The 25,646-nt window shown below is 44.7% G+C and carries 21 protein-coding genes; 7 read left to right on the top strand and 14 right to left on the bottom strand.

Annotated elements, in window-relative coordinates; all coding sequences use genetic code 11:
* Positions 1-183 precede the first annotated feature (183 nt).
* Entirely contained in the window at positions 184-1,056 is an 873-nt protein-coding gene (gene rfbD / locus QUA16_RS08715; protein ID WP_333102869.1) for a dTDP-4-dehydrorhamnose reductase, read from the bottom strand.
* Between the two features lie 2 nt (positions 1,057-1,058).
* Positions 1,059-1,604, bottom strand: a complete 546-nt coding sequence (rfbC, locus tag QUA16_RS08710; RefSeq protein ID WP_333102868.1) for a dTDP-4-dehydrorhamnose 3,5-epimerase — start codon at positions 1,602-1,604, stop codon at positions 1,059-1,061.
* A 50-nt stretch (positions 1,605-1,654) separates the two neighbouring features.
* Between rfbC and QUA16_RS08705 the strand changes: the two genes are divergently transcribed.
* Positions 1,655-2,329: a methyltransferase domain-containing protein gene (locus QUA16_RS08705; protein WP_333102867.1), complete on the top strand. Its 675-nt coding sequence runs from the start codon at positions 1,655-1,657 to the stop codon at positions 2,327-2,329.
* Between the two features lie 62 nt (positions 2,330-2,391).
* On the opposite strand, the gene QUA16_RS08700 is transcribed toward QUA16_RS08705, so the two are convergent.
* Positions 2,392-2,937 carry a Uma2 family endonuclease gene (locus QUA16_RS08700; protein ID WP_333102866.1) on the bottom strand — a complete coding sequence of 182 codons (546 nt, stop codon included), beginning with the start codon at positions 2,935-2,937 and terminating at the stop codon, positions 2,392-2,394.
* A gap of 32 nt (positions 2,938-2,969) precedes the next feature.
* Here QUA16_RS08700 and QUA16_RS08695 point away from each other — a divergent pair, with 32 nt between their 5' ends.
* From QUA16_RS08695 to QUA16_RS08685, 3 genes are all read left to right on the top strand, one after another.
* Positions 2,970-3,095 (top strand): hypothetical protein, encoded by a 126-nt coding sequence (locus QUA16_RS08695; RefSeq protein ID WP_333102865.1) that lies wholly within the window; start codon positions 2,970-2,972, stop codon positions 3,093-3,095.
* Between the two features lie 36 nt (positions 3,096-3,131).
* Positions 3,132-3,734: a Uma2 family endonuclease gene (locus tag QUA16_RS08690; RefSeq protein WP_333102891.1), complete on the top strand. Its 603-nt coding sequence runs from the start codon at positions 3,132-3,134 to the stop codon at positions 3,732-3,734.
* Positions 3,735-3,834: 100 nt separating this feature from the next.
* Complete coding sequence (locus QUA16_RS08685) at positions 3,835-4,458, top strand: hypothetical protein (protein ID WP_333102864.1); 624 nt, start codon at positions 3,835-3,837, stop codon at positions 4,456-4,458.
* An 87-nt stretch (positions 4,459-4,545) separates the two neighbouring features.
* Here the strand turns inward: QUA16_RS08685 and QUA16_RS08680 are convergent, their stop codons facing one another.
* The 9 genes from QUA16_RS08680 to QUA16_RS08640 all read right to left on the bottom strand — a co-directional run bounded on the left by QUA16_RS08680 (position 4,546) and on the right by QUA16_RS08640 (position 20,011).
* Positions 4,546-5,610 (bottom strand): NAD-dependent epimerase/dehydratase family protein, encoded by a 1,065-nt coding sequence (locus QUA16_RS08680; RefSeq protein ID WP_333102863.1) that lies wholly within the window; start codon positions 5,608-5,610, stop codon positions 4,546-4,548.
* Positions 5,611-5,836: 226 nt separating this feature from the next.
* Positions 5,837-6,493, bottom strand: a complete 657-nt coding sequence (locus tag QUA16_RS08675) for a Uma2 family endonuclease (RefSeq protein WP_333102862.1) — start codon at positions 6,491-6,493, stop codon at positions 5,837-5,839.
* A 79-nt stretch (positions 6,494-6,572) separates the two neighbouring features.
* On the bottom strand, positions 6,573-6,770 hold the full coding sequence (locus QUA16_RS08670) for a hypothetical protein (protein ID WP_333102861.1): 198 nt from the start codon (positions 6,768-6,770) through the stop codon (positions 6,573-6,575).
* Positions 6,767-7,567 carry a glycosyltransferase family 2 protein gene (locus QUA16_RS08665; protein WP_333102860.1) on the bottom strand — a complete coding sequence of 267 codons (801 nt, stop codon included), beginning with the start codon at positions 7,565-7,567 and terminating at the stop codon, positions 6,767-6,769. The genes QUA16_RS08670 and QUA16_RS08665 overlap by 4 nt, the downstream gene beginning before the upstream one ends.
* 3 nt (positions 7,568-7,570) lie before the next feature.
* The gene (locus QUA16_RS08660; protein WP_333102859.1) at positions 7,571-9,670 is read right to left on the bottom strand and encodes a hypothetical protein; all 2,100 of its coding nucleotides are present in this window, start codon (positions 9,668-9,670) and stop codon (positions 7,571-7,573) included.
* A 250-nt stretch (positions 9,671-9,920) separates the two neighbouring features.
* The gene (locus QUA16_RS08655; protein WP_333102858.1) at positions 9,921-11,927 is read right to left on the bottom strand and encodes a chromosome partitioning protein ParA; all 2,007 of its coding nucleotides are present in this window, start codon (positions 11,925-11,927) and stop codon (positions 9,921-9,923) included.
* A gap of 52 nt (positions 11,928-11,979) precedes the next feature.
* Positions 11,980-14,985 carry a peptidase domain-containing ABC transporter gene (locus tag QUA16_RS08650; protein ID WP_333102857.1) on the bottom strand — a complete coding sequence of 1,002 codons (3,006 nt, stop codon included), beginning with the start codon at positions 14,983-14,985 and terminating at the stop codon, positions 11,980-11,982.
* Between the two features lie 132 nt (positions 14,986-15,117).
* Positions 15,118-15,867: a peptidylprolyl isomerase gene (locus QUA16_RS08645; RefSeq protein ID WP_333102856.1), complete on the bottom strand. Its 750-nt coding sequence runs from the start codon at positions 15,865-15,867 to the stop codon at positions 15,118-15,120.
* Between the two features lie 295 nt (positions 15,868-16,162).
* On the bottom strand, positions 16,163-20,011 hold the full coding sequence (locus QUA16_RS08640) for a glycosyltransferase (protein ID WP_333102855.1): 3,849 nt from the start codon (positions 20,009-20,011) through the stop codon (positions 16,163-16,165).
* 372 nt (positions 20,012-20,383) lie between these two features.
* Here QUA16_RS08640 and QUA16_RS08635 point away from each other — a divergent pair, with 372 nt between their 5' ends.
* The 3 genes from QUA16_RS08635 (at position 20,384) to QUA16_RS08625 (ending at position 23,869) form a co-directional block, all read left to right on the top strand.
* A complete protein-coding gene (locus QUA16_RS08635) occupies positions 20,384-22,057 on the top strand; it encodes a methyltransferase domain-containing protein (protein WP_333102854.1) in 1,674 nt (557 codons plus the stop codon).
* Between the two features lie 74 nt (positions 22,058-22,131).
* The gene (locus tag QUA16_RS08630; RefSeq protein ID WP_333102853.1) at positions 22,132-23,001 is read left to right on the top strand and encodes a calcium-binding protein; all 870 of its coding nucleotides are present in this window, start codon (positions 22,132-22,134) and stop codon (positions 22,999-23,001) included.
* Positions 23,002-23,041: 40 nt separating this feature from the next.
* Positions 23,042-23,869, top strand: coding sequence for a Uma2 family endonuclease (locus QUA16_RS08625; protein ID WP_333102852.1), 828 nt, complete (start codon positions 23,042-23,044; stop codon positions 23,867-23,869).
* A 139-nt stretch (positions 23,870-24,008) separates the two neighbouring features.
* On the opposite strand, the gene QUA16_RS08620 is transcribed toward QUA16_RS08625, so the two are convergent.
* Together QUA16_RS08620 and QUA16_RS08615 are read right to left on the bottom strand one after the other, a co-directional pair.
* Positions 24,009-24,818, bottom strand: a complete 810-nt coding sequence (locus QUA16_RS08620; protein WP_333102851.1) for an MOSC domain-containing protein — start codon at positions 24,816-24,818, stop codon at positions 24,009-24,011.
* 367 nt (positions 24,819-25,185) lie between these two features.
* Positions 25,186-25,485: a putative quinol monooxygenase gene (locus QUA16_RS08615; RefSeq protein ID WP_333053347.1), complete on the bottom strand. Its 300-nt coding sequence runs from the start codon at positions 25,483-25,485 to the stop codon at positions 25,186-25,188.
* Between the last annotated feature and the right edge of the window lie 161 nt (positions 25,486-25,646).

Here is a 25,646-nt window from a genome sequence, read left to right as displayed (position 1 = left end):
CGAGTTTAGGTGAGAAACTTTGCATAAGCCCAGGCACATCTAAATTTTACAGTCAAGTTTGATGAAATTCTTGTGGGGTGGGCGTCCCGCCCGCCCGAAAAATACAACTTAGATGCGGGACAGCTTATAACAGATGATTTCTGAACAAAACCCGCCCTAGCGTTTTGAGTTTTCCTCAATTTTTTATTTCACTTCTCTTGCCAGCATTTGTCTGAGCCCTTGCCGCCAGTGGGGAGGATACGTGCCTAGAAGTGCTGATATTTTTACTGTAGAGAGGACAGAAAAAGCGGGACGTTTTGCGGGTGTCGGATATTCGGAGGTGGTGATGGGAATTACGCGCTGAACTTTTAGAGGAAAGCCGAGTTGTGCGGCTTCCTCAAAAATGGCGATCGCAAAATCGTACCAACTACAAACACCGCTGTTAGTGTACTGATAAGTCCCAAAACTTTCTGGCCCAAGCAGAGGAATAATTTGCGAAGTCGCCGCACTTAAATCCCCCGTCCAAGTAGGACTGCCGATCTGATCTGCTACTACTCTAATTTCTTCCCTTTCCTTTCCCAACCTCAACATGGTTTTGACAAAATTACCTTTGCCACCGTTGCCGTAAACCCACGCGGTTCTAATAATAATATGTCGGTTTCCCGCTTGCCGAATTGCTTCCTCGCCTGCTAATTTCGACTTCCCATAAGTTCCCAGCGGGTTGGTAGAATCTGTTTCCTGATAAGCAGAACCGTGGCTGCCGTCAAATACATAATCAGTAGAAAAGTGAATCAAACTTGCTCCCAGTTTTTCGCATTCTTCGGCGAGAATTCCGGGTGCAATACCGTTGATGGCGTTTGCTAATTCCGGTTCGCTTTCTGCTTTGTCTACCGCAGTGTAAGCACCCCCATTGACGACTAAATTCGGTTGAATTTCAGCCATTGCTTGACGGATGCTTTCCGGTTGGGATAAGTCGAGGCGAGTGCGATCGACCGCAATTACCTCTCCCGAAGATAATAAAATTGGCTGCAATTCTTGAGCTAGCTGTCCGCTGCCACCTGCGAGTAAAATTTTCATAATCAAAACACTTGAGCTGTTTTCAACGTTTGTCCAGCTTGGTCTTTAGCTGATAAGATTGGTTGGGCACCATCTAGCGGCCAGTCGATCGCCAAATCCGGGTCATTCCACAGGATACACCGCTCGTGTGCCGGTGCATAATAATCTGTAGTTTTGTACAAAACTTCAGCAGTCTGCGAAACCACTAAAAAACCGTGAGCAAATCCCGCCGGCACCCAAAATTGCCGTTTATTTTCTGAACTCAGCAAACACCCAACCCACTTTCCAAAATTCGGCGAACTTTTTCTAATATCCACCGCTACATCAAATATTTCGCCCGCAACTACCCGCAGCAATTTGCCTTGAGGCTGCTGCAGTTGGTAGTGCAAACCGCGCAGCACATTTTTAGAAGATTTGGAATGATTGTCTTGCACAAATTCGGCCGTCACGCCTGTTTTTTCTACAAAAGCTTTGTGATTGAAACTCTCAAAAAAGAAACCGCGATCGTCTCCGAAAATTTTCGGCTCAATGATCAGAACTTCCGGTATTTCAGTAGATATAACATTCATAGTTTGCTGTATCGCGTGATAAACTCATACTCAGTCTAGGCTATTTTACTATGAAAACTGACACATATCTCAAAAAGTTGTATGCCAATCGATTTGATTCCCGACAACTGCAAGCCAAGGTGGCACTCTGGAAAGTTTTAATTGACGAATTTTTACAAAATTATGTTCCTCCCGAATCAGCAGTTTTAGATATTGGCGGCGGTTACTGCGAGTTTATCAATCAAATTCGGGCTAAAAAAAAATATTTAATTGATCTTAATCCCGATTCAAAGTTATTTGCTAATGCTGATGTAAATGTGCTTAATATTGATGTGTTAAATTTGGAAGATTACACATCTTTTACCGAACAGTTCGATAGTATTTTTATCTCAAATTTTTTTGAACACCTCCGCAACAAAGAGGAAATTGTAGAAATTATCTCCTTTTGCTTCGAGGCCCTCAAGCCTAGCGGTTCTCTGTTGGTAATTCAGCCTAATTTCAAATATTCCTACAAGGAATACTACGATTTTATCGACCATCAATTACCGATAACGCATTTATCGCTACAAGAGCTTTTACAAACTGTCGGGTTTGAAATTGACCTGATTGTACCGAGATTTTTACCCTTTTCGACCAAAGGCAGACCGGCCTCGCCCTTGCTGTTAAAAATTTACTTAAAATTGCCTTTTTTGTGGCGTTTTTTGGGAGGGCAAATGTTTGTTAAAGCATCGAAACCAAACAATTGAGTATCTTCCTCAATATCGACACTTGCCGTCGGAGGCTGAAAATGAGAATGTAGGGAAAGCGCTCATTTTAATAACTCATCTACTGGAATACTAAAACCCGGTAAAACAATTTGAGTGGTAACAAATTCCCCAGCAATAAAGATGCTTCTGGTTTGTTTTGTTACTACAATAATCCATTGGTTTTCAGGATATACCAGCCAAACTTCCTCACTTCCCGATTCTAAATATTCTGTAGCTTTAGCAATTACATCTTCCGCCAAATCTGTTGGTGAAACAATTTCAGCACATAAAGGAAAACTTTGCGGCAGCACTTTGAGATTGCCAAATTGTGCTGCTAATTCCGGGGGAAGGTAGGCAACATCAGGATAGCGCCCCTGGTTGTTTGTGCGGCAGGGAACATCAGTATAAACCTCCCCTCCTTGTCCGCTAGAGTCTTTGTACGTTCTCCAATAAAAGTAAAGATTTCCTTGCACTCTGCTATGCTTGAGAGTCATGCCATTTTTCTCCAATAATTCGCCATCAACCCACTCTTGCAGATCCGGTGGACTTTCCATCCATGCTTCTAGAGAGTAGATTTTCGATTGGGCAACAACTGTAGAAGTTATCATGTTTTTGCGTCTGGGCGGGGAACTTTTTTTCTATGATACCAGATGCGATCGAGCTTTGGTGGACAAAAGGGCGATCGCACTTTGTAGATGGCACTTTTAAGTGTTATCATAAAAGTTACAAAGTATCCCGCATTTCGGGCTTAGCCCAATTAGGATGAATCTGCCATTAAAGCATCACTTTGAGGACAAAAATGATGACACAAACTCAATCATCCGCTGCCCTTCCCGTCAATATTCCACTAACACTAACACTCACCGTTACCCACGAACAGTTCGTTGAATTGGCGATCGCCAATCGGGAGTTACAATTAGAACGCACAGCAACAGGAGAATTAATCGTGAACCCACCAACCGGAGGCGAAACAGGATATCGGAATCTGGATATAGAAGGGCAACTCTGGCTGTGGAATCGGCGGACTAGACTCGGTAAAGCATTTAACTCTTCTACTGGTTTTCACCTGCCCAATGGAGCAGATCGCTCTCCCGATGCAGCTTGGGTGCGTCAAGAAAGGTGGGATGGGCTCACCCCAAAACAAAAAGAAAGTTTTATTCCCTTGTGTCCTGATTTTGTGGTAGAACTTCGTTCTAAAACTGACAACATGGAACCGCTGCGAGCCAAGATGAAAGAGTATATGAACAATGGCGCTCGTTTAGGTTGGTTGATAGATAGAAAAAACAGAAAGGTGGAAATTTACAGGCAAAATCAAGATGTAGAAGTCTTGGAAAATCCTATTAGTTTGTCCGGTGAAGATGTGTTGCCGGGGTTTGTCTTAGATTTGACAGAAGTTTGGGGATAATCGATAGAGGGTAGGCACGGGAGCACTACCCCTACAAATCTGTATAAATGATTTATATTTGCTATTATTGACAAATAAACACATTGCGATTTCAAACAGTATGACCAAGCAAAAAATCTTACAGGAAGGTCGAGAATATACATTTCGTTCATACTTTGAGTTACCTTACGAAACGGAGCAAATTTTAGCAGAATTTGATTACTCGCCGATCAAAACTGAGCTGTCTTTGCCGCATACCTCTAGGGAACTGGCAGAAATAGCTTTTCTCAAACAAAGAATTAAAGAAACTTTATTTTATGTCAGTCTCAGCAGCGAAACAGCTAGAAGAGAATCATTAGTATCGCCAGTTTTGCTGGACATCGTTCGATACTGCCAATGTCAACTGCGATTTGAGTATACTCTCAACGTTAATAGCTGGTTAAAGGGAAATTTAGATTATTTCCTAAAATCCGAGCGAGAATTGCTAGTCATTGAAGCAAAGAACGACGATATGACTAGAGGATTTACCCAACTAGCTGTAGAATTGATTGCGATGTCTCACGTTGAAGAGCAAAATATCTTTTACGGTGCGGTGACAATGGGAGATGTCTGGCGATTTGGCAAGTTAGACCGAAATCAGCACACTATTTTTCAAGATATCAATTTGTTTAAAGTGCCTGACGATTTAGAGGATTTAATGAAAATAATGGTGGGAATTTTAGACGGAGATGAAATTTCGCCGTAGGGTGCGTCGGTTCTAGTCACTCAAATAGTGACGAAATTTCCCATAGCGACGCACCCTACTATTTGCAATCTGCCATTAAAAAACTCCCTACAAAATCGAACTTAAAACCACCTCATTAGCAGCAATCCAATTATAAATATCCTGCAAAGCGGCTTCCGGCCCAATAACAGGCCGCCATCCTGTTTTCTCCATCACCCTAGAAGAATCCGTAATAAAAATCGGAATATCCCCCGCGCGTTCCTCCAAAACAGGATTAATTGAAATCGATTTCCCCGTAATCTTTTGGCACAAATCTGTTGTCTCAACTAAAGAAAGACTGTTGCTAAAACCACCGCCTACATTAAAAACTTCGCCATCAAATTCAGGAAAATTTTCTAACTGAGAATTAACTAACATCAACAAATCTTCAACGTGCAGCAAATCCCTAACTTGCTTCCCACTGCCGCCAAAACCGATATAACTCAGGGACTTTTGAAAATAGTGAGCAGCCACCCACAAACCGCAAACTCCCTGATCTACTTTACCCATTTGCCAAGCACCAGTAATTAACCCGCAGCGGTTAATAATTGTCGGCACATTGTATGCTTCCCTGTATTCCTCAATCAGCAATTCCGAAGCTAATTTAGTTGCTCCGTAAAGCGAACGGTGTCCTTTTAATGGGAAGTCTTCTGATATGCCCAACTCAGATATACCGGGTAAAGTTTGCTCAGGGGCGATCGCAAATCTATTCGGCAACTCTAACAGCTTAACAGATTTGACACTGGCGATCGGATAAACCCGACTCGTAGACAAAAACAACAAACTCGCACCCGTTTGTCTCGCCAACTCCAAAACATTTACAGTGCCCAGTAAATTCGTCTGCAAAACGTACTGAGGCGAACTAAAACCAGCCAGCACAGAAGGCTCCGCAGCACAATCTATAATGCAGTCAGCATTCAGTGCAACTGGATCTAAATCTGCCGCGGTGCGAATATCCCCATAAACAAACTGAATACCGCAACTTTTAAGCCGAGGCAGATTCAATTCTGAACCCCGGCGACGCAGGTTATCTAAACAAATTATTTGCCATTCCGGGTGCAGTTTCTTCAGGCCAATTGCCAAACAACTGCCGATGAAACCCGCACCACCCACAATTAAAATTCTCTCAGGCATTGACTCAACTTTCTTAGAGGATTAATTACTGCTGTTAAATTATTGAACAATGGGTGTTGAGGTATACCTCGCATTAAAACCGAATCATCTTTTTAATGAATTTTGACAACTATAGGACTGACGCACGGATGACCAGAAACCGGGTTTTTTGCGAAAATCCTTCGCTGCAATCCGCAGATTAGATAAAAAACCCGGTTTCTTTGGTCGGAAATGCGTAAGTCTTCAACTATTCTGGTTCAATGCCCAAAGCCCGCAACTGATTCGCTAATCGATTGGCCCGCTCCTGTGCTTGCAGTGCAGCTTCCTCTGGTGTAGCAACTAACTCACCATCTGGGGTAAAATAACGCAATTTCCCATCGTGAATTCCCAGATATAATTCTAGTACCTCACTCCACAATCTACCAAATTCATTGGCAATGATAGGTTGATATTCTTGACCGATTAAACGAAAACCGCTAAAATCTAAATCTTCAGGATCGAACCAAAAGTATTCGGGAGTTCTAAACCGATTCTGATATAATATCTTTTTTTCGTTGCGATCGACTCTTGCCGTAGAACTAGATAGCAATTCTATAATTAGATCGGGATATCTCCCCTCTTCTTCCCAAACTACCCAGGAACGACGCGGACGTTTTTCTGTGTTTGCGATCAGAAAAAAATCCGGACCGCGAAAATCCCGATTCCGCAATTGTTGCTGGCTGTAGTAAACCGTCAGGTTTGCTCCAATAAAAAAGTCGTGGCGCTCGCGCCATTGCCATTCCAAACAGGCAACTAATAATGCTAGTTGAATATAATGTAGGGAACTTTCCATTTCCGGTTCGTCACTTTCTAATTGACTGGCATCTGGCATCAATCTTGCCATTTCTTGGGCTGTAAAAACCATGACTCAATCCTCCCAATTTGGTATATTTTATAACCCAAACTTCCCCATCGCCTCTCTCGTCAAATTATCGCTGACTATCCTACTTTTTATCCCCTTCACCATTATAATCGGGAAACTCGATTTTGTACGCAATCCGCGAGAAGAGCGCAAAGTTGCCATGAATTTTTCCATCTCGCGAGAATATGCCAGGTAGGATGACGATTAACCGATCGCACTGATTATCTCCGATCTGCATCAAAGTATCAATAGCTGCGGTACCAAAATCATTAGTCATCATTCCTTCGCCGTCAAAACTTCACTCCTTGAATTTGGCAATAAATCTAATTTCAATTCATTCATCTTTCTAGTCCGGTGGTAGTCGCCGCGAGAGAGATGTTTTTCCAGCCAAACGTACAAGACAATAAACAAATACCTACTGCCCATCTCTTTGATTTTCAGCTTAGAAATCCCAGCAGTCCGATTGTACCACCTCAAAGGAATTACCTTATAGGAAAAACCACGAACAATTGCTTTTAAAGGCAGTTCCACTGTCAAATTAAAATGATGGCTCAAAATCGGTTGTACGCCTTCAATTACTTCTCGGCGGTAAATTTTAAAAGCATTGGTGACATCGCTGTACCGCAAGCCGAAAATACTTTTGACAAACCAGTTTGCTAAGCGGTTAATTGCTAACTTGTGAATTGGATAATCAACTATCAAGCCACCTTTGATAAAGCGGGAACCGAAAACGCAATCATATCCTTCTTGCAACTTGCGGTATCCTGCTACCAAATCCATCGGATCGTCGGAAGCATCCGCCATCACAATTGCTGCAGCATCTCCGTCAAATTCCGTCAATCCCCGGCGCACAGCAAATCCGAAACCGTTGGGAGGTTGATTGTTGATGTATCTCACTGTGGGAAAAGTCTCTGACAACTCCTGGCAAATATCAATTGTTCGATCGACACTATTGTCATTCACAATCAAAATTTCGTGCGGAATGCCTTCTAAATCGAGCGTCTGGGCGATCGCCCGCACAGTACCGTACAAACAGCCCTCCTCATTGTGGGCTGGTATAATCACAGAAATTTTCACTCCTCATCCTCCGCGCAACTGGACAAACTGGTTGTCAACAGGATTATACACCCAAGCTTTAATTTCCGTTTGGGCGATCGGCAAATTATTATCCGACAAATCAACAGCCCACCTTGCATTATTGTATAACTCAGATTTTAAACTCTTAGCGATGTCGGGACTGTCCAAATTTACATAAGCGTTAGCAAAAAAAGATTGTTTATCGCCGACAGATAGCAGTAGAATATTCGGCTGTTGCAATTTTTCTGGCCAAACCGCCCAACCCGCAGCCTTGACAGCATCATTTTGCTTAACAGTCAAGGATTTCTCGCTAGTTTGAGGTTTGTCTAAATAACCGTAAACTTTCTCCGTATTAGAAATAAACTCTACATTTTTCGCGAACTTTCTCCAACCTATTTTGTCGATAATTGCAGCGCCTTCTCTCACCAGCCAAGTTTTTTTGCTCAGCACCCTCAAACAGCTTTCCGGCGAATTTTGGAAAAAATCCGAGGGTTCCAGATAGTTAATTAACTGCAAACAATCTTGAGCGCCTTGTTTGTAAATAAGTGCCGATCTAGTTTGGGCGATCGCCTGTTGAGAGTTAACAATAATTGTGGCAATTAACAGCCCTGCAACTACGCGATAAATAAATTTATAATTACGTTTTAACGTTGCTTTTGTTTCTTGATAATTACCTCGAACAAACAATTGCCCTAGCTGAACCACAGCAATTAATAGCAAAATTGAATTAGTCGTATATCTCGACGATTCGATCGCCTGAATCGCCCCAAATTCTGCCCTACCAGCCGTAATAAACAGAGCCGATAAAACCGAAAAAAAACCTATTGACAGCCAAGGTAAAGCCTGATATGGCACTCCTAAATCAATATTGGAATGAGTATCTTGCCGTAATCCTAAATGAATTGTGGGATGGGCATCTTGCCCGTCCAGCGTCGCAGCCTGAACCACGTTCATAACTGAGTTGGGATTGCTATAGCTTTCAGCAATATCATTCCTATCTGTCATTGCCTGGGGCGAAGGAATCGCAGGGGCGGGAGATAGCTTCGCAGGGTTCCCAATGACAAAGAAATAGAATACCAAAAATAAGAAACTTGCAACTATTAGCAATCCAACTAATGCTGAAATTCCAGGCGATCGCACAATTGGCGAACCCAACAAACTCAAAAAGTAATCAATCACCACAAACGGCTTATTCAACAATGAAATAATACTTGCTTTCCGGCTAGGATGATAATCAATTGAGTAAACAGCACAAGTTGTCGCAAACAGCAGCATCCAGACAATAAGTCTTTTTCTTTTTTGCGCCGCATTTCCTTCTAAAGCCGCCACAGCCGGAATCGCAGCCAACCAAGAAAGCAAGCCTTGCGCGAGGGAAAAACTGGCAATAAAGCAGAATAAAGCAGCAATCGATATTTGAATATCGTAGGGAAACGACAGTGCCGTGTCCCTACTCTGTTCGATCTGAGGTGTTGCATCATTCTCCAGAACGGGCAAGATGCCCGTTCCACAAAAATTCAATCTTCTTGTGGAACGGGCATCTTGCCCGTTCCTAAATAGCTTATTAATCGTGGTGCAACATCTCTGTTTCATCCGATTAAAAACCGCTATATTAGGCAATAATTTGTGAGGTAAAACCAGCGCATAAACCGCAGCGACAAAACAAAAATTGACTAAAAACCAAGCCAATTGAAATCCCCAAAGCCAGTTTTCGTGCTGAACTAGAGAGAAAAGCCAAATACAAGTTAAAATATTAGCTAAATGCCACAAATTATCCCCGGCATTCTTAACCTGCATCGAGGATAACTTGTACATAGCGATAAAAGTTATCGCAGCCAAACCTATGCTGAGACACAACGGATAATTAATATTCCATTGGGAAGCAAAAGCCAAAATAGCAATAATTATTTTCGGGAACACTATGCGGTGATTGCTGTGCAAAGCCCAAAAATCGTTAAAAGTTACATTTGCCGCAGCTATTTTTTCAAAAAGGCTAGCTAACCTCCACTCGTCATCAACGGGAACGTTAACGCTAAAATTCGATACAAATCCGATTAATAAGAGGAGAGGAATTAGATATAAAGTAAATAATATGATTTTTTTCATTAATATCCAATCCGGTAGCATCGGAATTGTAAAATCTAGTCATATCATGTCCGATCGATTAACCATCATATCCCGGCCGGGGCGGGTTTTTGATATTGTCAATTATTCGCAGGTATTGTTGGCTCACGGGCCCCTACAAAAATCGCGATCGCTCGACCGGACATGACATCATCAGCTTTTCCACTGACAATCAACAGTCAGCCGTCAACAGTCAACCGTCAACAGTCAACCGTCAACAGTCAACTCTTCGCTACTTAATAGTCTTGAACGTATCCATTTTCCCAGTAAATCGGTTGATAAACATCTGCAAAACACTCCGCTTGCCAATATTGATATTAGAACTCACGGACATTCCCGACTGCAAGTTAACCTCCACTTGATTTGCCTTGCCCTTGTTCAAAACAAACTTCTGATTTTTGAGCTTTATTTTGGTTTTGAAAGCGTAGTATTTCCGCAGTTCAGTAGGAGGCTCTGCATCGCTGCTAATCTCTATCACTTCACCCTCAGCAGTACCAAACTCCAGCGCCGGGAAAGCTTCTACATTCACTTCCACAGGCACGCATTGGTATTTCGTCAAACCCAGTTTCTCTCTGTTAACTTCCTTCTCTGGACAAACGCAACTTTTACCTATTTCGCAGTCAATCTTTTCTCCGTCTAATTGCTTGCCGTGATACTGTTCCAATTTTGCCCGCTTCTGTCTCAAAGCATCCAATACCAGAGCCACATTGCTGTTTTCCAGGTAAACCACTGCTTGCAGACCGTTGTCGTCATCCAAAACTTTGAGCAGCTTTTCAGTTTGCTGCGCTTCGTAATAAGCTTCTTCGCAGCGTGCTGGGCGCGGTTCGCCCGGTTTCACCACCGAATTAATAATGGATTGGCATATCGGATCTTTCGCCATATCCAACTTAGCTTTCTCCTTCGTAGAAGGTTTCAAATCGAAGATAACGCCAGATACCGGAGCTTTCAGAACTTGAGTATCGCGGTTTTGTTGAGCCTTTTCTAGCTGAGCGTTCACCTCGGACAACTTTTTCAGGTTTTCCACTTTGAAGCGACTTAGCTGAGAATCGCTGCTGGCAATTTGTTTCTGGTTTTCAGCAATTTTACTGTAAAGTTCTTTTGCCCAGGAATCCTTGGTGTTTTTCAACTGTTCTTGGGCGCGGCTGATGGACTCCTGAATGCGTGCTTGCTCTCCTTGCTGGCGCCGTATTTCAGCAGTAATTTTTTGGATGTCACCTTGACGCGCGTTAATTTCGCCTCGGCGCGTATTGATTTCACCGAGGCGCGTGTTAATTTCGCCTTTGCGAGAGTTGATTTCACCTTCGCGCTGCTTGATTTGATCTTGCTGTTTGAGAACGTCGCTTTGCCCTCTGAAAACATCTTGTTCCTGTTTTTCTTTTTGCAGTTCAGCAATGGCTCCTTCCTCCACCAGGGGGGCGAGTCTGCCTAGAATGTTTTGGTTCGACTTCAATACTTGTTGGGATTTCGTTAACTGTTCTTGGGCCAAATCTCTCTGAGCCAGGGCTGATTTTACTTGCTCTTGCGAAGAACTTAACTGCTGCTGAGCATAATTTAATTGGTTCTGGGCAAAACCCAATTGTTGCTGTGCCACTGTCATTTGATCGCCGGCGGCTTTCTCAGCATCCTGAGCTTGCTTCAGTTGTTTTTCCAACTCCTGAACTTGGCCTTGAGCAGCAGCAACGCGAGACAGAAATTCCGATCGATAATTAACATAAAGTCCTTGCTGAGCAGCATCAAAATTTCCGCTGGCTCCCCGATTGAGGTACAGTTCGTCAATCAAAGCTTGCAGCACTTGATTTTGTGCCGTGAGGCTCTGTCTGTCCTTGATAGTTGATTCTAGGTTAGAAGGAACAGCGCCTTGAATTTTGCCGTTGACAACATCTTCGTAAAATTTATTTTCCTTTTCCAGAGCTTCTTTAGTTTTCTGAACCGATGTTAAATCGGCACTGGGTGCAAGGGGGTTGAAAGTGAGCAGAGGCTGGTTCTTTTCCACACGATCGCCATTTTCAACGTGAAGTCTCACCACAGCGCCCGTAGCAGGTGCTTGGATGTCTCTAGCACCATCTTTTAGCTCTAATTGACCCACAGCGGGGACAGCTTGCTCTACGCTAGCAAAATAAGCCCACACTACAGCAGAAGTGGTCATCAGCATGATCATCCACAAAAACAAGTGCGACCAAATCGCTGGTTTTTCGAGAATGACTGGTTGCTCAGAAAGTATTAACGATTTCATTGCCATTTGTTAGTTCTCAGTTGTTAAGCGTTAGCGATAGGTTGTGAGTTGTTAGATATCAGGTATTCGATGACTCTTGTTGTTGGAAGAGGCAGTAGTAACGCCCTTTAAGAGCCATTAATTCTTTATGAGTTCCCCGCTCGACTACAGAACCTTGATCCATCATAATAATTATGTCGGCGTTTTGGATTGTAGTCAGGCGGTGAGTAATGAAAAACACCGTGCGGCCGGCAAAAGCTTCTGCTAAGTTATTGCAAACTTGGCGTTCGGAATGGTAGTCGAGGGCGCTTGTAGCTTCGTCCAAAATCAGCAGTTTCGGGTTTTGCAAAATCGTCCGGGCGATCGCCAAACGCTGCCTTTGACCCCCAGAAAGCGAGGCACCCCGTTCTCCGACTATCGTATTGTAGCCAGCAGGCAAGCCCATAATAAAATCGTGAGCTACCGCTAATTTCGCAGCTCGCACAATCTCATCCGTACTTGCATCGGGATTGCTCAGAGCAATATTTTCCTGTACCGAGCAGTTAAACAGCAAAGTATCTTGCAATACCACCCCAAGTTGGCTGCGGAGCGAGTACAGTTCCACCTTAGAAATGTCGTACCCGTCAATAAAAATCCGGCCCGACAGCGGCGGATAAAGACGCTGCAACAGCTTCATCGCCGTACTTTTACCGGAACCGCTTCCCCCCACAATTCCCACAAAACTGCCAGCGGGAAATTCCAAATTCACATTAGCCAATTGCAGTGGCCCGCTTTCGAGGAATCGGAAGGAAACTTCCTCATAGGTAACCTGCCCTTGAATTGCCGGCAGCGGGATATTGCTCCGGTCTTCTTCGCTGGTTTCCGTCGGCTTATCGACGATATCCTTAAGCATATCGATCGACATCGAGACTTCTTGGAAACTCTGCCAGACGCTCACAAAACGCAGCAGCGAACCAGTCACGTTCCCGGAAATAATTCGGAAAGCAATCAACTGACCCAAAGTAATCTCATTTCCCAGTACCAAATAAGCTCCCACCCACAACTGAGCTAAGTTACCCACCTGGTTTAAAAAGCTACTAACCGTACCTGCGGTAGTCCCCGTGATAATTGTTTTAAAACTGGCTGTAATGTATTTTGCGTAGCGGCTCGACCACTCCCAACGGGATTTCAATTCAATATTTTGAGCCTTAACAGTTTGAATCCCGCTGACTACTTCCACTAAATAAGATTGAGAGTCAGCAAAACGCATATTTCTCTGTTTGATCAGGCGCAGCACCAGCGGATTGATTAGAACAATCATCAGCCCCAGTATCGGTACCACTGCCAAAGATACAAACGTTAGCTGCACGCTGTAGGAGAGCATCACGGCGACGTAAACCACCGAAAATACCGCATCGAGAACCACTGTCAGAGCTGTACTCGTCATGAATTCCCGAATCTGGCCCATCATGCTGAATTTGTATACCAAATCTCCGACGCGCCGATTGTCAAAGTAATTTTGGGGGAGGCGGAGCAAGTGGTCGATTATTTCTGCACTCAATTTGACATCGATGCGGTTTGAGGTGTCTATAAACAAAAAGGTACGCAAACCGTTGAGCAGTCCTTCAAACAGAGCAACACCTAACAGAAATGCCCCCAAAATATCCAAGGTGTCAATGCTGCGCTGACCTAAGACTTTATCAATAATTACTTGGCTGATTAATGGGTTGGCCAGACCGAATAGCTGCACAAAAAACGAAGCGAGCAACACCTCAAAAAACACTGTCTTGTGTTCCATCAGCGCCGGCACAAACCACCAGAAGCTGAACTGCTCTTTTTGCTCAACTTGCGGAGCTTGCAGCAGCAGGACTTCTCCCTGTTCGCCCCAGATTTCTTTAAACTGAGGTATCCGCTTCCGCATCAGCCCCTGTTCGGGCGTGGCCATCACCAATTCTTGCTCGGTGATGCTGTAAATAATGGCAAAGCTATCTTGCCATTTAATCATTACGGGAGCTTTGATGCGGTTGATGGCTTCTGCTGGGACTTGCGCCAATTGAGGCGTGAGGCCGATGCTTTGGGCGATCGCCCCGCAGGCTTGGATGCTGATGGAACCGGCGGTTTTTAACTGATTTTCTAGAACTTTGCGGATGATATCTCGACGAAATTTGAGGCCGAAATACTTGCTCAACATTTGGAAGCAAGCTAGCGGGGCGTCAATCTGCCCTTTGGCGCGGAAAACTGGGTATCTCGCCCCATCCTTTGTTTGGGGGTCGGTTTTGGGTTCTGGGGGACGGTCTGGGCCGGGTAAAACCTCGATCAATTTTCCACCGATCGGCTTGGGCCCTGGGTCTACTATATCTGTCGGGCCCAATGGGTCTGTTTCTTGAGGTTCTGGGGGTTCCCGGAACCCTACCAAGCGGGCGCCGAGGCGGCCTTCTACTTTTAAGGATTTGGCTGCGTTTTCCACAGAGAAGCGGCTGCCGGTGGGAAAGTCGCCCAAGACGCCGCTGCTGACAAGCCAAACTCGATCGGCATCTAGCTCTTTGGCGATGTCTTGAGTTTTTTTGTTGCCGTTTGGCACGTTGACAACTGTCGCATCTTGCCAAGCTTGCAGGGTGAGTTCCTTGAGATTGGAAGTGCCGTCGGCTTGGCGCTGCAATTCCAGGCTCAACAGTTCAAATACTTCGCTCAAGGAACAGTGTTCGCGAAATGCTTCTCCAAAGGTCGGCTGTTTTTCCAGTACGCTCAGGAACTCTTCGGCAGGCAGGACGATCGCGATCACATCTGTAGAGGCGATCGCGGTTTCGCAGGGAACTCCCCTGAGCAATCCAGCCCAGCCGAGAATTTCCTTCGACTGCACCAAGCGTAAACTTACGTGGCGCTGCGAGCGCTGGTCAAACCCCAGCAGCCGGGCCTGGCCTTGATAGATAATTGCCACCTGAGTCGGCATTTTTTCCCGTTCAAACAGGGGTTGCCCCGTCCGGTAGCCAAGGAGTTGGCATTTAGCCACCAAGGCTGTCAGAGCCGTCTCTGACAGTCGGTCAAAGGGAGGTGTTTGAGCTAGGAAATCCTGAATTTGGGAGAGGGAAACAGCGGAAGAAGTCATCCAATTTTAGATTTTAGATTTTAGATTTTAGATTGAATCCACAGATGAATCCAGGGGGTTTTTGTCAGGATGCTACGCTTTTTCAAGTCTCCACGGATAAATCCGGGGGCCCCTGACCAACTTGCTTGATTGTCATGATATGGAAGACAGGGAGGAGAGGGGCTGTAGCGGGCCTATTTGCGCTATCTGTTCGGCGAGCCAGCTTTCAAATAGTTCGTTAATCAAGTGCAGCCGCATCGATTCATCGAGCTGGGCCGGCATGAACTTTTCTAGTCGAATAATTACCATCCATTCTGCCAGAGGACGCGGCGTCCAGAGTTGATTTGGCTGGCTGACGGACAAAAGTTTGCTGATTGCCGGGTGGGGCTGGGAGAGGGGTACTGGGCCCAACAAGCCGCCTGACTTGGACTCGGGCCCTTCGGAATAGTCGCGGGCGACTTCAGCAAAGGTTTGTTCGCCTTCGAGGATGCGAAAGTAAAGTTCGTTTGCCAGCGATGGATTTTTGGTGCGTACCAGGGAATAGACTACGTGGTCTAGGCTGGCTTTGCGGGTTAAAAAATAATTATCTACTTTAGGTCTCCAAGTGGCTTGCTTAAATTTTTCGATCAGCAAGGGCCTAACGGCCATCTCTTGAAGTTCTTCTTCCGTCATATTTTGGCCGCGCAGCCAAGCTTCTTTGGCTTCCGGGGCTGTCAGTTGGTGTTGTGCCAGAAAGTTCTCCACGGCGGATTGGCGTTCTTCGTCGCTGCAACTAAAGGATGCGATCGCTTGGTCTACTATTACACCGCGCAAGAATTGCGGCATCAACTGGTACCGCTTCAGGAGCGATGGCATATCCTGAGCTTGCAGTAATTTATCGCCTATTTGAAAAAGTCCTGTCATTTTTTTATCTCCAACTGACTTGCGCTTCCCCTTTTAATTTAGCTGTGGCAGGAAAAGAGCGACAACCACTAACCCCTCGATTCCCCGATGATAGCAGACCGTCCGTGGGCTAGCGCTATTGCTGTCTATTTCTTGACGCTCTGCCTAGCGAGGGGTTCCCCACGGGTCTCACAATGGTAGGGGGATGCGAGAGTGGGAGAGTGGGAAAATCTTTACTTCTGCCATCTTCCTTCTTCCCTCAACATCCATCCGTTAAATCCCGTACACTGCTTAGTTGCTGAACTTCCTTCTTCCTTCACTCTCGGAATAGTCTTTCAAAGAGTGTTTCGAGTTGGGTCGAGCAAGCGCGACTGTCCAGATATTTGGGGTTTGCCCCCATTTTTTGCTGGATTCGCTCCCGGTAGTGCCGACGCAGTTCTGGGTTGGTTCCCAGTGCTGTGCTCAGCTCTAAATAAGACTTCTCGCTGTTTGCTACCAGTTCCGGAAGTAGTAGTTCTTCGATCACTGCGGCTGATTGTCGCGATCGAGTTGTTTGCCCTTTTCTTACCACTACAGGCAACCCGGCCAACAGGGGTTCTGCTAAGGAGCAGCCACTGCTGTATGGATAGGAGTCTAAATATATATCAGCCAATTCCAGACATTTTATGCAATCTGCGCGAGATGGCAGCGCTTTAATCACAACTAAGCGCTTTTTGTCAATCCCAAATTCGGCAAAGAGCGATCGAATTTGGTTGTAAAAAGGCACCGTCGGATAGTTTTCATTGCGCGAACGAAAGGGATACAAAACTAAAATAGAATTTGGTACCGCCGCAATAATTTTTGCCCAAGTTTCTCTCAGTTCTGGGATAATTGTCAAAGCTGGAGCGCCGGACATGAACACTACAGATTCGTCGGTGGCTCCCCAACTCCTGCGAGTCGGTTCAACTCGGCCAGGTGCTGATCCTACAGTATAGCTTAAACAAACTCCCGAACCTTCTAAACTAATTAATTTTTCGCGATACTCTGCTGCTGCACCTGGGGGCAATGTCAAATCTCCGGCAATGAAATAATCAATATTTCGGGCGCCGGTGGTTGCGGGGGTTGATGCACCCGTAGCTATTTGCACCCGCGCTAGTCGGTGCAGGCACAGCAGCGCGCTTGGTTGAGAAATGTCGGTAGTATTGGTGCAGATTAGCAGAATATCTAAATCGTGCGATCGCATTTCTCGGACTTGATTGGGCAAATCTTCTGACAGTTGCACCAGTTTGTCGGCGCAATTTTCGCAATATTTCCCCAGTTGCTCGTCTTGTACCTGGAAATAGTACACGATAATTTCAAATTTGCTTCTGTCTAAATATTCAAAACTCGCAATTGCTGCACGAGTCTCGGATTCATCACTAATTTTCTCAAGCAAAAACCCCACTCTGATTTTAGTTCTTTCAGGTTCTCTCTGAGGAAAATTCCATTCTATTTGACTGCCGATATTTTTCAAATAAAATTCCAGAATATCAGCTCGCTGACTCAATATATTGAGCAGATTGATATCGCTCAAATACAAAGCTTGGAAGCTAACATTTTTCGCAATAAAAGCCGCCAAATAACGCCAAACTTCGGAATCGGTAAAACTGGCGATATTAGCAGCGACGTACTTGATTAACTGCTGGAAATATTCAGAGTACCTTTCTACTTCCCAGTTTTGTTTAAAATAACCGGGAGACTGAAATATAAATTTCAAAAAGTCGTCAAAAAACCACTGGGGAATCGCTGCATTGTTATACTCAAGCGGCAACTGATAAGCGTCGCTGTACAGCATCACTGCGAGGAGATATTGCATCTTCTCGGCAATTTCCCCTCCTTCAGCAAGTTTCGAGGATAACTCCTGAACCAAACTTTGTTCTTCGTCAGTTAAAGTTTCATGTTTGAGACCGCTATGTAGTAGCAATTTATGAGCTTTCCCCATGTCTTTCGAGTAAGCAGTTTCTAATTTTTCCGCTGGCAAATTCAGCCAATATTCAGCTAGCTGTTGGCGGTAGGGGCGCAGCGCGAGAAGAGGCTGTTTTGAGGGGAATTTCTTGTATTGATCAAGCATTGCTGACAATTCCGATAAACTCGGCTGGGTTCTCAATGCCAACTTTTGGCGAATTGTCTGTTTGATTTGTTGATCCAGGAAACTGTAATCAGGACTATTTAGTAGTTTTTTGTAAAATCTGACTACATCTTTATGGTTTTCCCCAGCGGCGAAGTTTTTCCAAGTTTGTTGTTCGGGATGAATCCGCAGGGAGGACAGTTTTTCGTCTACAAATCCGATGTGATAGTTACCCATAATTCGCCACCACATATCTAAGTCTACATACTGAGATAATCCCGAATCAAATAATCCTATTTCTTCAAAGACTCGCGCGGCAATTAAGACGGTACTCGGTTCGCCAATTTTGTTGATAGGGTTGCTCAAACACTTAGTATCTGCCAGTAATTCTTTTCCGGGCTGAATAGATTTTAAATTCGACCAACTTTTATGCAAATCTTTAATTGATTGGGAAGCTATCCGCAAAATCGGGTTAGATTCATCTTCAGCTATGGTGATGCCTCGCGGGGAGAAAACCATACCTATTTTGGGGTTTTCTTGGGCGAGTCCGACCATTTTCTCAATACATTCTGGTGCGAGCAAGTCGTCTTGAAATAGAAATTTAATGTATTGGCCTGTTGCTTGAGAGATGCAAAAATTCCAGTTTTGTGATAAGCCGTAGTTGCGGTGCAGTATGATGCGGAAATCGACTGAGGTTTGTGATTGGAATGATTGGGCGATCGCAATTGTGCGGTCTGTGGAGCCGTCATCGGATATAATCAGTTCTATGTTAGCGTAGGTTTGGGCCAAAGCACTTTGAATTGCTTCCCCAATAAATGCTTCTCCGTTGTATGTCGGAATGCAAATGCTAACCTTCGGCTGCCCGTTTTGCAGTTCTGCTTTTGATTGACTTTCTTGCTGTGATGGTGGCAAGTTAGCCCTAATTTTGGCAGACTGCGCTTTGGCTGTTCCTGAAAGATGTATGCTTTGAAAGCTATCGGTAATCTCGGCAATATATTCGAGACGTTTTCTAATTTTATTCCCTGTAACTTGCGGGTTGAGTAAAGTCTTAATTTCCTCAGCAGCTATCGCTCCAATTTGTTGAGCTTCCCGGTAATTGTTGAAGACGTACCGCATTAAATCCGCAGCGTGTTCGACATCCGGTTCGGCCCAAACATTGCCTTTTTTGTAAGGCCCGCAATCTTTCTCAATTGGGATTAACTTATACTTGACTAAATAGCTGTTGCCGACATTCATAAATTCTGTATTTGATGAATAGCCGGTGGCAATTACGGGTTTTCCGTAAAACATGGCTTCAGCCATTGTTAAGCCAAATCCTTCGCAGCGGTGCAGCGATACATAACAGTCGCAATTATAGAGCAAGCCGTTAAGTTTATTTTTGGACAAATACCCGTCTAGATGTTTGATATTTGAATTATTTGCTATGGCTGAGTTTAAGGATGCTTGCGCCGCTAAAAATTTGTTGGAATTAGAAGATTTGATAATCAACAAGAGGCGGTCATCTTCGCCAAAAGCTTGTTTAAATGCTTGAATTGTCGCTAAAGTATTTTTGCGCTCGATGCGGCTGGAAAAGTCGAATACAAATAAGAAAATAAATTTATCTTTAGGTAAATTCAGTGCTTCTCTTTTCAGGGAAGGTGCGGGAAGAGCAATACTAGGCATGATTTTGATAACGGGAATTGGCGAGACTGCGGAAATTGCCTCGGCGCAATAGTTGCTGTAAGTCCATATTTCGTGAAAGTGATTAAATGCTGGCTGCCATTCTGGGGGAAATGCGGGCAGTTCCCAAGCCCAAAAGCCGATATTGTATTGGTTTTTAAAGTAGCTGGAACCTGTATGTTTAATAAAGGTTGCAACTTCATCGGCGTTGACTTGAATTAAGTTTACGGGATGGGGATTGTCTTGGCTAAAATTTTGATAGGTGGTGTCTTTCTTGCGGTGGGGACTGCGGGTAAAATTGTTGATGACGAAGGGAATGTTGGCGGCTTCTGCGGCTCGGATGTTTGCTCGGACACCTTCTCCTATGCCAAATTCGCCGTTGATGTAGCCGGCGATGTTTATTCCTAGATTAGGCTTCATAGTTTCTAATGTATTTAGCAAATTGTTGGGTTTATTTTTTGGGAAAAAGCCGAATTAATTGAGCTCCTTAATCGCGCTAAAGGAGGGTATAGATTGAGAATAAATTATTATAAGTTTGCTCAATATTGGCTAAGATATAGCAATCATTGCAGGATGGATGAACAAGATTAAGTGAACCGCAGAGGGCGCAGAGAACGCAGAGGAAGAGAAGAGAGGGAAGAGAAAGAGTTGGTAACAGAAAATTTGGTGCTTGACAAATGTGCCGATCGCCATTGTATACTGGCATCGCAATGCTAACCTTCGGCTGGTTGTCTGTCGGCATGGGTGGCTCTGTTTTATTTTACGATAAACTAATCAGGAATTTTAGAGAAAGTGATCGATCGCGTCAACCACGACCTCTTGAAGTTGCTACCGCCGGATGCTAAAGTCATTGTTGAAATTGGTTGCGGTACGGGTGCGACGGGCCAAGAGTACAAGCTGATCAATCCTCATTGTCAGTATATTGGCATTGAATGCGATCAAGAAAAAGCTAAAATTGCAGTCGATCGGCTAAACTGGGTGACGGTAGCCGATATTGAAGAAATTGCTCTCGAAAGTCTCGACATCGCCCCAGGAACCGTCGATTGTTTGGTTTTTGGTGACTTGCTACCCTATCTCAAAAACCCTTGGGAAGTGCTCAAGCAGTACAGTGCTTTGCTGAATCCAGAGGGGCAAATTCTCGCCAGAATCCCTAATGTTCAATACTGGCGGCGGATTGTCAATTTGTTGCGGGGACAGTGGGAAAATCCCGACAGCAAGATGCAGCACTGGTTTACCCTAGAAAGTATTAAATCACTATTTGCTCAAGCCGGATTGCAGGTTTATGAATTTCAAGGGAAGGGACACAAAACCGAAAATTTTGTCCAGTTTCAGCAATTGCTGCATCCAATGGTACAGGCTTTAGAGCTCACATCGAGCAGTTTTGCTACGGAAACCGGTGCTGAATATTATATCGTGCGATCGACCAACTCGACCGTACCTGCGCGCAGACTGCTGATTCAGACTATCATTATGGCTCCTACAGGGTGCGATCGCGTGCGAGTTTTGGAACCGGACAAATTTAGCGCTACAATTCCCGGTGTCCGCACCGTATCCGGCGTGAAAACAGCAGAGTTAATTCCGCCGCTGCCGGAAGAAGAAAAAGTCTTCATCTGGCAGCGGACAATCATGCAATACCCCGGCTATATTCCCCAACTCAAAGAACTGCTTAAACAAGGCTATTTAATAGTAGCTGAGATTGACGACAACCCCATTCGCCGCCGCGAATACGCCGACAATAATTACCTCAGCTATCGCGGCTGTCACTGCGTGCAAACTTCTACAGAACCGCTAGCAAAAATTTTGCGGTCTTACAATCACAATGTTGCCGTATTTCCCAATCAATTAGCTTATCTACCTCCGGCGCGAATTTATCCGACAGAAGATACAGTCACCATCTTTTTTGGTGCACTCAACCGCGAAAAAGATTGGCAGCCGATTATGGCAGCGCTCAATCGAGTTTTAGTCGCACACAAGCACAGGATTAGAGTTAAAGTAATCCACGACAGCCGTTTTTTTGAAGCGTTGGAAATACAGCAAAAAGAATTTGAACCATTTTGCAGTTACGAACGGTATCAAGAAATTATGTACAGTTGCGATATAGCTTTGCTACCGCTTGTTTCCAACCCGGTTAACGAAATGAAATCCGACTTAAAATTTATTGAATGTGCAGCGCGGGGAGTAGCGGTGCTGGCAAGTCCCACTGTGTACGAACATTCGATTGTCGAAGGTGAAACCGGATTGATTTATAGATATGAAAAAGAGTTTGAAATGAAGCTTAATTCGCTGATTTCTGACACTTCTCGGCGCAGGAAAATAGCCGCGAATGCTTACGAATGGGTGCGGGACAACCGCTTGCTGTGCGGGCACTACCGGCAGCGCCGAGATTGGTACTTACAGATGCGCGACGAGTTGCCACGTTTAAATGCTGAGTTGCGCGATCGCCTGCCGGAGTTATTTGGTGACTAAGTGCGGTAAGATTTATAGGCTATTGTGCGATCGTTCTGTTTTATTGTTTAATTTCTAATTGTTACTCCACACCAATGCGAATTCTATTCACTATTGCTCACTTTTACAATCCCAGCGGCGACGGGAAACACGCTTCCCAGCGAAATGATCCGCAACCACGACTAAATGCTTTAACCGCTTGCGTGACATCGCTGCAAGCTTTGTACGGCAAATCTCAGTCCATGATTGACATTAGCGAATGTGCAACTATCCCAGCAAATCAATCTCAACAGCACGAAATTGACATTGTTGTTTGCACTACTCAAGGTTATCATCTGTTGCCTCAACTGCCAGTGCAGCCCAGATGTTTTATGCACCATGCTACCAAATGCGAACCGCTGCTGTTGGGGTTTGAGTGTCAAGCAGTTTTGCGAGCGTGTCTTAACAAATATGATTATTTCTGTTACTTGGAAGATGATTTAGTTCTGCATGATCCGTGGTTTTTTAGTAAATTAAACTGGTTTACGCATCACGGAGGAAATGGAAATTTGCTGCAACCGAATCGCTATGAAATAGCGCCTAAAGGCGCGGTTTTTAAAGCATATGTTGATGGTGATTTAGCAGACTCAGCGACTTCTTCGTTTCAAAATGTCGAGGAGCAGCGGCAGTTAAAGGGAAAAATTATGGAACAAACAATCGCTTTTGAGCGCGCGTTGAATCCTCATTCCGGCTGCTATTTTTTGAATGCGGAACAGATGGCACACTGGGCTAAGCAGTCTCATTTTTTGGATAGGGATACGAGCTTTATCGGTCCGCTGGAAAGCGCGGCAACTTTAGGAATTATGCGGACTTTTAGAGTTTACAAGTCAACTCCTGCTTATGCTAATTTTTTGGAGATTCAACATTTTGGAGCGAGTTTTCTGAACTTGATTGGTAATAAGGTGAGAGTACCGGAAGCAGGATGAGTTAAGATATTCAGGTAAGCTGCAATACTTGAGAGGTAGCATGACCCCGGCAACCGAAAAGATTGTCCTTCCCTCTCCCTTCCCCGACCACACTCAACTGCCAGAGGAAGACGGCACTTTTGTGAAGAATTTTCAGGAGCATCCCCAGAGCATTATTTTGACTGATTCTCTTGGGTCGGTATTGCAACGGCTTCATCCCGATGGGCAATATGCTATAGGGCAAGACTGTGGCATCTATTGGCGAGAAACAGACCCGCTTGAAAAGGGAGCAGAAGCTCCTGATTGGTTCTACGTGCCGAATGTGCCACCAACACTAGGAAATCAGATTCGTCGCTCTTACGTGCTGTGGCGGGAATTCATGGCTCCGATGATTGCTTTGGAGTTCGCATCGGGAGATGGTTCAGAAGAGCGGGACACAACGCCGCTATCGTACTCGGAAGTTGGAGCGGCGCAAAGGCCTGGGAAGTTTTGGGTATATGAACGGATCATGCGGATTCCGTATTATGGGATTTATGAAATCAATAATGGCAGACTGGAGGTTTACAGCCTGAACAATGGGTTTTACCAGCAGTTGCTTCCGAACGATCGCGCTCATTATCCGATCGCGCCAATGGGGGTAGAATTAGGACTGTGGGAAGGCCGTTATCAAAACCAGACAATGCTGTGGCTGCGGTGGTGGGACAGCGAGGGTAATTTGCTGCTGACAGGTACAGAACGAGCTTCCTTAGCAGAGCAGGCTTTGAGTGCAGAAGCCCAAGCACGGCGGGATGCCATCCCTCGGTTATTGGCAATGGGATTGAATACACAGCAAGTGGCAGAAGCACTCGGTTTATCAGTAGAGGAAGTTAGGCAGCATTCACAATCTTAATGTTGCTTTTGATTAAGAGACTATTGACTTGTAGGGTGCATCTCACATCTTGCACCATTATGATGAACAGGCAAGATGCCTGTTCCACAAATAATGAGTTTTCTTGTGGGGTGGGCATCTTGCCCGCCCGTAAGTGCTACTATTTTACAGCAGTCAAAACATCGCCGATTTTAACTGTGCCGCTGTTGATGATTTTGGCTAAAACTCCAGTTTGTGCGTGACCGAATTCCTTTTGGAGTAAACTGAGTAGGGAAATATCCCGATCGCCTGTTTCTGGATTCACTTCTATATTGACACAGCGACCGATTCGTGCTGTAACTTCTATGAGCGCCGTGCCTAATTGAAACTGTTTTCCGATCAACTCAAATTCTGACCAAGCTGCCATACCTTCTAGCACAATGTTCGGGCGAAATCGGCCCACGTCAATGTTTTGAACAGCGATTTCTGTTAATTGGTCTAATGTGGCTTGACTGAGTAAAGAAATGTGTACGGGTTCTCGATCGGGATAACGAGTTTCGCCGCTGCTGTCGCCGACTAATTGCAAAGGTGCAAACTGCGGATGTCTCGCTTCTTTTGTGGGTTCAATTGCCGCCAAATATTCGGTGAAAAAACTGCCGATGCGATCGCGCCCCGCTGCTGTGTTCGTTTCTGCAGATAACACTGCAACTCCTTCACGCTTGACTGTTAAAACGGCCGTTTCCGGTTGATAATCACATTCTAAAGCTGCTAACAGAGGCCAATCGTTTTGGACAGCAAAATTTTTTTTGCTCATCCAAGGCATATTTTGGGCAGGCATCTTTGCAGCTTCAAGATTATCTGCAAACATTAAGGCAAAAGCTCGATCGCCCTTAATTCCGTGTCCTGCTGTTAAAGCAAACTCCGACATTTCTTGCGGTGTCAGCCCTTTAAATGGATAAATAAATAACTGTTTTATTGTTGCTAATGTCATAAAATTTTCCGAAGTTAGTAGAATCTGAGATCTTGCACCATTGTCAATAATCCTTTTTTGAACAGGCAAGATGCCTGTTCCACAAGAAAATCTACTCTTTGTGGAACAGGCATCTTGCCTGTTCCGAAGTTAGTAGAATCTGAGATCTTGCACCATTGTCAATAATCTTTTTTTGAACAGGCAAGATGCCTGTTCCACAAGAAAATCTACTCTTTGTGGAACAGGCATCTTGCCTGTTCAGCGAGAATAGTGCAAGATGTGAGTAGAATTGGACTTACGCAGAACCTATATATGTAGGGTTCCCCGCAAACTTTGGAGAAATAGAAGCTAATTCACAAACATTAATCAAATTGCTATAAAAACCAGATTAAGCTAGCAACTCATAGCGGCGGATATCGGGAGGCCCAACGGCCAAACCGTCTAATTTCTGCACGGCGTCTTGAATGTGAGTTGAACCGAGATGTAGCTCGAGCAAATCTGCACTTTCCCACTCTTCAACATAGGTAAAATCTGTGGGATCGGCTTGATTTTGCAGGAGTTCGTATTTGATGCAGCCTTTTTCTTTACGAGTTGGTTCTATAATGCTCAGCAGCAGAGATTTAAGTTCTGCTACTTTGTCGGGAAAGGCGGCGAGGCGGGCGACTACTCGCAAGGTTGTTTTGGACATAGGAGAAAAAAGTCACAGATAGGACGATCGAACTTACCGATTTTTACTTGGAAAACTCAGCAAAAGACGATTTTACTTAAAATAACCTAAAGAGATCGAGCGGTCAATCGATTTTAGATTTTAGATTTTAGATTTTAGATTAAAGAATTGCAGCATTGACC

Origin of the sequence: Microcoleus sp. S13_C3, assembly GCF_036700905.1 — a bacterium.
Lineage (GTDB): Bacteria > Cyanobacteriota > Cyanobacteriia > Cyanobacteriales > Microcoleaceae > Microcoleus.
This window is presented reverse-complemented; position numbering and strand designations above follow the sequence as displayed.